A 6,693-nucleotide genomic window follows, 5' to 3' on the forward strand; every position below is an offset into this window, starting at 1 on the left:
GCGCAGCGGGGGGGTCACATCGGTTAGTGGGGGGTGTGGGCCGCGTGGCTGTCCGCCCCTCCCCCCCCCCCCGCGGCCCCGGCCCTCTCCGGGCCGCCGAGGCCGCTCAGCGCCTCGGCGGCGGTCAGCAGATGGGTCACCGGGATGAACGGCGCGACCATCTCCGTCATCCGGCCGGTGGTCTTCGCCAGCGCGCCGCGCACGGTCGCCAGGGCGTCGCCCGGCCGTCCGTCCACCAGGTCCAGCCAGGCCAGCAGCCCCTCCACCATGCCCTCGAACATCCGCAGCGCCCGGTGCTCGAACTCCCCGTGCATGGTGACCAGAAGGGTCCGCGCCTCCGCGAGGCGGCCCGTGGTTCCGTAGCGCTGCGCCAGATGGATCCGGGCGTACGACAGCGCCTCGGCGCCCGCGTGCTGCCCCTGCTCGACCACCTCGCGCAGCATCCGCTCGCCCTCGGCGGCCTTCTCCTCGTCCCCGAACTCCACGAACAACCCGGCCAGCCGGGACCGGAGGAACAGCACCTGATCATGGGCCCCGAGCTCCTGGGCGCAGCGGATCGCCGCGCGGTAGTCCGCGGCCGAGGCCGCGGCCTCGCCGCGCTTCTCCCAGGTCTCGCCGCGGCCGGCCAGCGCCTCCGCCTCGCCCCATACGTCACCGAGCCCGCGGAAGATCTCCAGGCTTTCGTCGGCGTCGCGGGTCGCGCCCTGGTGCTCGCCGCTCGGCTCCCGGTAGAACTTGGCCCGTAGCTGGAGGGTGAACGCCAGCTCCCATGCGTAGTCCAGCTCCCGGCAGGTGCGCACCGCCTCGTCGGCCATCTCCCGCAGCAGGACGAAGTCCGCCTTGAGGATCACCGCGAAGAACCACAGGATGCCCGGGAGACGGCAGGTCTGGGGCAGCCCCGGCCGGTAGGCGGCGACGATGCCCTCCAACTCGCGCTGGGTGTCGTCGCCCACCATGGCCTGGAGGTCGCCGTCGATGTTGGCCAGCGCGTACAGCCGCACTCCCCGCCGCGCCTCCGCCAGCAGTTCGGGCTCCATCGGCGGCGGGGCGGCCGTGCAGCTGACGTACAGCGGTGGCGCGGGGACCACGGGCGATGCGAAGGGGCTCGGCCCGAGGTCGGCCGCGGCGCTCGCCCACTGGCGGGCCTCGCCGCGGTGGCCGCGCAGATGCCAGAACCAGCCGAGCGAGAGCACCAGGCACAGCGCCTCCTGCTCCTCTCGGGCGGCCACGGCCCGGCGCAGCGCGGTGCGCAGATTCTCGTGCTCCGTCTCCAGCCGGATCAGCCAGTGGCGCTGTGCGGGGCCGCGCAGCAGCGGATCGGCGGTACGGGCCAGCTCCCGGTAGGCGACCAGATGGCGCTGTTCGACCGCGGCCCGCTCGCCGGACTCGTCCAGCCGCTCCGCCGCGTACTCGGCGACGGTCTCCAGCAGCCGGTACCGCATCTCCCCGTCCGCCCCGGGCTCCGGTCCGGGCGCGGTGACCACCAGCGATTTATCGACAAGGGAGCCGAGCAGCGCGGCCACGTTCCGGGGCTCCACGGCCCCGGTGTGGTGTTCGTTCGCCGCGATTTCCCCGGCGTATCCGCGCACCGTCCCGGCCGCGTCCGCGCACACCGCCTCCGCCTCGGTCAGACCGCAGCCTCCCGCGAAGACGGACAGCCGGGCGAGCACGGTGCGTTCGGCGGCGTCGAGCAGGTCCCAGGACCAGTCGACGACGGCTCGCAGGGTCTGCTGGCGGGGCAGCGCCGTACGGCTGCCGCTGGTCAGGAGGCGGAAGCGGTCGTCGAGGCGGTCGGCGAGCTGCCGTGGGGTGAGCAGCCGCAGCCGCGCGGCGGCCAGTTCGATCGCCAGGGGCAGTCCGTCGAGGCGCCGGCAGATCTCGGCGCACGCGGCGGGATCGTCCTCCGTACGGAAACCGGGCAAGGCCGCCGCGCCCCGGTCCTGGAGCAGCCGCAGCGCGACGGGGTCGGGCAGCGGTTCCACGGGACGCACCAACTCGCCCGGGACGGCCAGGGGTTCGCGGCTGGTGGCCAGGATGGTGACCCCGGGGCACTGGGCGAGCAGCGACTCGGCGAGGTGGGCCGCGGCCGCGACGAGGTGTTCGCAGTTGTCGAGCACGATCAGCATCCGGCGCGGGGCGCAGTGCTCGATGAGCCGGGCGCGCGGATCGCGCACGGCCGGGTCGGTCGCGGCGCGCAGCCCCTCGGGCGACGTGCCGAGGAGGACCGTCTCGCGCCCCCCGACCGCGCTGAGCACCGTCTCCGGAACGGTCTCGGGGTCGTCGACGGGCGCGAGCTCGGCCAGCCACACCCCGTCCGGCCAGTCGGGCGCGAACGATTCGGCGGCCTCCTGCGACAGCCGTGTCTTCCCGGCGCCGCCGGGCCCGAGGAGGGTGATCAGCCGGTGGCCGGCCAGATCGCCGCGCAGGGTCGCCAGATCGGCCTCGCGGCCGACGAAGCTGGTCAGCCGGGCCCGCAGATTCCCACCGCCGCCACGAGCGGGGGCGGGAACGGGGCGCGGCGGAACGGGGCCGGGCGGTACGGGAGAGCCCTCATCGGCCGCCGCCAGCAGCTCGGCGTACAGCCCCCGCAGCTCCGGCCCCGGATTGGCGCCCAGCCGCTCGGCGATCTCCGTACGGATCACCTCGTACGCGGCCAGCGCCTCCGCCACCCGGCCCACGTCCCGCAGGGCCCGGATGCGCAGCGCGTGCAGCGGCTCGTCCAGCGGGTGGCCGTCGCAGAGCCCGGTGAGTGCGGGGAGGGCCTGGGCGGGGCGGCCGAGGGCGAGGTCGGCGGCGAGCCGGGCGCGCCGCGCGTCCAGCCGTCGCGCCTCGGCGCGGGCGGCGGGCGCGGAGGCGTCGGGCAGATCGCTGAGCACCGGCCCGCGCCACAGCGCGAGGGCGGCGTCCAGCAGATCGACGGCCTTGGCCGGATCGCCGTCGGCGAGGGCGTGGGCGCCCTCCTCCGCGAGCCGTTCGAAGCGGTGCAGATCGACGTCGTCGGGGTCGGCGGTCAGCCGGTACCCGCCCGGAACGGACTCCACGGCGTCCTTGCCGAGCGCCCGCCGCAGCCGCCCGACCAGCGCCTGCAGCGCGCCCTGCCCGTCGGCGGGCGGATCGGTGACCCAGATCTCATCGATGAGCGCCCCGGTGGTCCGCGCCTGCCCGGGCGCCAGCGCGAGCGCCGCCAGCAGCGCACGCAGCCGTGCCCCGCCGACGTCCACGGGGGTTCCGTCGTCGTGGCGGGCCTGGGTGGTGCCGAGGATGCCGTAGCGCACGGGCCCATTCTGATGGATGCCGGTCACCCGGCCGACCGCGCCTGCCCCGGCCGTTCTCCCGCTGACCCCGGCCCGGCCATTCTCCCGCTCCCGTGGCCCTGCCATTTTCCGGTTCCCGGGGCCCGGCCGTTACCCCCGTTTTCCCTGGCCCGACGGTTCTCCCGTTTACCCTGGCCCGGAACTCCGCGCCCCCCGTTCGACGTTTCCCCCTCAGCGCTCACCAGCCCGTATGGAGACCCCACTCGATGACCACCGCCATCAGCCGCCGCGAGCGGCGCATCAGCCCCGTCTTCCTCGGACTGTTCGCGATCATGGTCGTGTCCGCGTGGGCCGTGTGGACGGAGTACTCCGCGAGCCCCGGCTTCGCCGTGTTCCTGTTCGTCGTCTCGGGGTGGATCGTCTCCCTCTGCCTGCATGAGTACGCCCATGCGCGCACCGCGCTGCACGGCGGGGATCTGACGATCGGCGCGAAGGGCTATCTGACCCTCAACCCGCTGAAGTACACCCATGTGGCGCTGAGCATCGTGCTGCCCGTGATCTTCGTGATCATGGGCGGGATCGGGCTGCCGGGCGGGGCGGTGTTCATCGAGCGGCACCGGATCCGGGGGCGCTGGAAGCACAGCCTGATCTCGGCCGCCGGGCCACTGACGAATGTGCTGTTCGCGGCCGCGCTGACCGCGCCGTTCTGGCTCGGCGCCACCGATCAGGTGCCGGAGCTCTTCCGCTTCGCGCTCGCCTTCCTGGCGCTGCTCCAGGTCACGGCGGCGATCCTGAACTTCCTGCCGGTGCCGGGCCTGGACGGGTACGGGGTGATCGAGCCGTGGCTGTCCTACCGCATCCGGCGCCAGGTCGAGCCGTACGCGCCGTTCGGGCTGCTCGCGGTCTTCGGGATCCTGTGGATACCCGAGGTCAACCAGGCGTTCTTCGAGGCGATCGACGCGGTGATGCGGGCCCTGGGCGTATCGGAGTGGGACACCTACTGGGGACAGGAGTTCTTCCGCTTCTGGCAGGGCGAGCCCAATATCGCCGAATTCCGCCCCTAGGCGCGCCTGCGGCGGGCCGTTCCCCTCCCCGCCCCTTCCCGCAGCATCGATATGCGGCTCCGCCGCGTGGCACCTGGACCTCGGGGTCTGGGGCGGAGCCCCGCACACGGCGGAGGCGCACATCGTCAGGTGCCGGGAAGGGGAAAGCATCGCTATGCGGCTCCGCCGCGTGGCACCTGGACCTCGGGGTCTGGGGCGGGGCCCCAGTTGTGGGAAGGGGCGGGTAGGGGAGAGATCCGCCGGACACCACGTAGCGGCTCCCCCGTAGCCTCAGCCCGCGGCGCCCCTGGCTTCGCGGTCGGCCGCGCGGTCGGCGCGGGCCTTGCGGAGGTAGTACCAGGACATGTTGGACGAGATACCGGCGATCAGGATCCAGACGACGCCGAGCCAGCTCCCCCGCGCGAAGGACACGACGGCCGCGGCGATCGCGAGCACGCAGACGGCCAGGGTGTAGAGGGCGAGGCGGGGCATGGGGTCGGCTCCTGTCGGGGGGTGTGTCACTCCCCGCCATTGTCCCCCATGCGCCGCCGGAGGGGCCGGGCGCCCCGGGTGTGGGCAAGCCCGCGGGGCCGCCCTCAGACGTCCGTGACGCGCAGGCCCGCGTGGGCCTTGTAGCGGCGGTTGACCGAGATCAGATTGGCCACCAGGGACTCCACCTGGTGGGCGTTGCGCAGCCGGCCCGCGAAGACCCCGCGCATGCCCGGGATGCGGGCCGCGAGCGCCTGGACCAGGTCGGTGTCGGCGCGCGACTCGCCCAGTACCATCACATCGGTGTCGATCTCCTCGACCTCGGGGTCCTGCAGCAGTACGGCCGAGAGGTGGTGGAAGGCCGCGGTGACCCGGGAGTCCGGCAGCAGGGCGGCGGCCTGCTCGGCGGCGCTGCCCTCCTCCGGCCGCAGCGCGTACGCGCCCTTCTTGTCGAAGCCCAGCGGGTTGACGCAGTCGATGACCAGCTTGCCGCCGAGCTCCTCGCGCAGTCCCTCCAGCGTCTTGGCGTGGCCGTCCCACGGGACCGCGACGATCACGATGTCGCTGCGGCGCGAGCACTCGGCGTTGTCCGCGCCCTCGATGCCGAGCTCCGCGCCGCCCAGCTCCCGCGCCGCGGTCTGCGCGCGCTCGGCGGCGCGCGAGCCGATGATCACCTTCTGACCGGCCCTGGCCAGCCGGTAGGCGAGGCCGCGGCCCTGGTCGCCGGTGCCACCCAGGACGCCGACGGTCAGGCCGGACACATCGGGGAGGTCCCAGGGGTCCTTGGCGGGAGCCTTCTTCGCGGGGGCGTCGGACGCGGAGTTCGTGGCATCAGGAGTAGTCATGACAGTGATCCTGTCACGCACCGCGGCCACCTTCATGGTGACGTCTCTTACGCTTTGACACTCCCCTCCGTCAGCCCCGTGCGCCAGTACCGCTGGAGTACGCCCATCAGCACCATCAGCGGCAGGACGGACAGGAACGCCCCGCCGACCGTGTACTGGTACAGCTCCGGCTGCCGGTCCGCGTACCCCTGCCAGGACGTCAGACCGAGCTGGATCGGATAGAGGTCGGAGTCGGAAAGCATGACCAGCGGCAGAAAGAAGTTGTTCCAGATGTGCACGAACTGGAACAGGAAGACGGTCACCAGCGCCGGGGTCATCAGCCGCAGCCCCAGCGTGGAGAAGATCCGGGCCTCCCCCGCGCCGTCGATCCGCGCCGCCTCCAGGAGGGAGTCCGGGACGGCGGCGGCCGCGTAGATCCGGCACAGATAGACCCCGAACGGGCTGACCACGCTGGGGATCAGCACGGCCCAGTAGGTGTTGGCCAGGCCGATCTCGCTGAAGAGCAGATACAGCGGAAGGGCGAGCGCCGTGCCCGGGATCAGCACTCCGGCCAGGATGACGTTGAAGATGCCCTCCCGGCCGGGGAAGCGGTACTTGGCCAGGGCGTAGCCGGCCGCGGCCGACAGCAGGGTCGCGGCGAGCGCGCCGACGCCCGCGTACATCAGGCTGTTGGCGAACCAGCGGACGTAGATGCCGTCGTCGTAGGTGAGCACCCGGTGCAGATAGTCCAGCGGGTGCGGGTCGTGGAACCAGAAGCCGAAGGTGCCGAAGAGATCGCTGCTGGACTTGGTGGAGGAGACCACGAGCCAGTAGACGGGTGTCAGGAAGTAGAGGGCGGCGACGGTGAGCAGGGAGACGGTGATGATCCGGTGCCGCAAGGGGGGTTCAAGACCCTCCCGGCCCTTCGCCGCGCGGCGGCGGCCCGCACCGGGCCGGTCGCCGGGGGCGGGCCGCCGGGGGGCCCCCCCCCGCCCCGGCCCCCCCCCGCGGGCCCCCCGCCCGCCCCCCCCCCCCCCCCCCGCCCGCGCGCGGGCGCACGCGCGACCCCCTCGCCCGCGCCGC

General features: G+C 73.6%; 5 protein-coding genes. 1 reads left to right on the forward strand and 4 read right to left on the reverse strand.

Annotation, left to right across the window (positions count from 1 at the left end; translation table 11 throughout):
- Positions 1 to 23: 23 nt before the first annotated feature.
- Positions 24 to 3,275 (reverse strand): BTAD domain-containing putative transcriptional regulator, encoded by a 3,252-nt coding sequence (locus tag ACFXB5_RS46740; RefSeq protein ID WP_385220298.1) that lies wholly within the window; start codon positions 3,273 to 3,275, stop codon positions 24 to 26.
- A gap of 245 nt (positions 3,276 to 3,520) precedes the next feature.
- Here ACFXB5_RS46740 and ACFXB5_RS46745 point away from each other — a divergent pair, with 245 nt between their 5' ends.
- A complete protein-coding gene (locus ACFXB5_RS46745; protein WP_385220301.1) occupies positions 3,521 to 4,318 on the forward strand; it encodes a site-2 protease family protein in 798 nt (265 codons plus the stop codon).
- Positions 4,319 to 4,588: 270 nt separating this feature from the next.
- On the opposite strand, the gene ACFXB5_RS46750 is transcribed toward ACFXB5_RS46745, so the two are convergent.
- The 3 genes from ACFXB5_RS46750 to ACFXB5_RS46760 form a co-directional block, all read right to left on the reverse strand.
- Positions 4,589 to 4,789, reverse strand: a complete 201-nt coding sequence (locus tag ACFXB5_RS46750; protein ID WP_385220304.1) for a hypothetical protein — start codon at positions 4,787 to 4,789, stop codon at positions 4,589 to 4,591.
- Between the two features lie 104 nt (positions 4,790 to 4,893).
- Positions 4,894 to 5,631, reverse strand: a complete 738-nt coding sequence (gene npdG / locus ACFXB5_RS46755) for an NADPH-dependent F420 reductase (protein ID WP_385220307.1) — start codon at positions 5,629 to 5,631, stop codon at positions 4,894 to 4,896.
- 47 nt (positions 5,632 to 5,678) lie between these two features.
- Positions 5,679 to 6,509, reverse strand: coding sequence for a carbohydrate ABC transporter permease (locus tag ACFXB5_RS46760; protein WP_385220309.1), 831 nt, complete (start codon positions 6,507 to 6,509; stop codon positions 5,679 to 5,681).
- Between the last annotated feature and the right edge of the window lie 184 nt (positions 6,510 to 6,693).

This window comes from Streptomyces sp. NPDC059455 (assembly GCF_042750115.1).
Classification (GTDB): domain Bacteria; phylum Actinomycetota; class Actinomycetes; order Streptomycetales; family Streptomycetaceae; genus Streptomyces; species Streptomyces endocoffeicus.

Coding starts and splice junctions, on each gene's coding strand:
- ACFXB5_RS46745 (WP_385220301.1), top strand. CDS start 3,521: ATGACCACCGCCATCAGCCGCCGCGAGCGGCGCATCAGCCCCGTCTTC.
- ACFXB5_RS46750 (WP_385220304.1), bottom strand. CDS start 4,789: ATGCCCCGCCTCGCCCTCTACACCCTGGCCGTCTGCGTGCTCGCGATC.
- npdG (WP_385220307.1), bottom strand. CDS start 5,631: ATGACTACTCCTGATGCCACGAACTCCGCGTCCGACGCCCCCGCGAAG.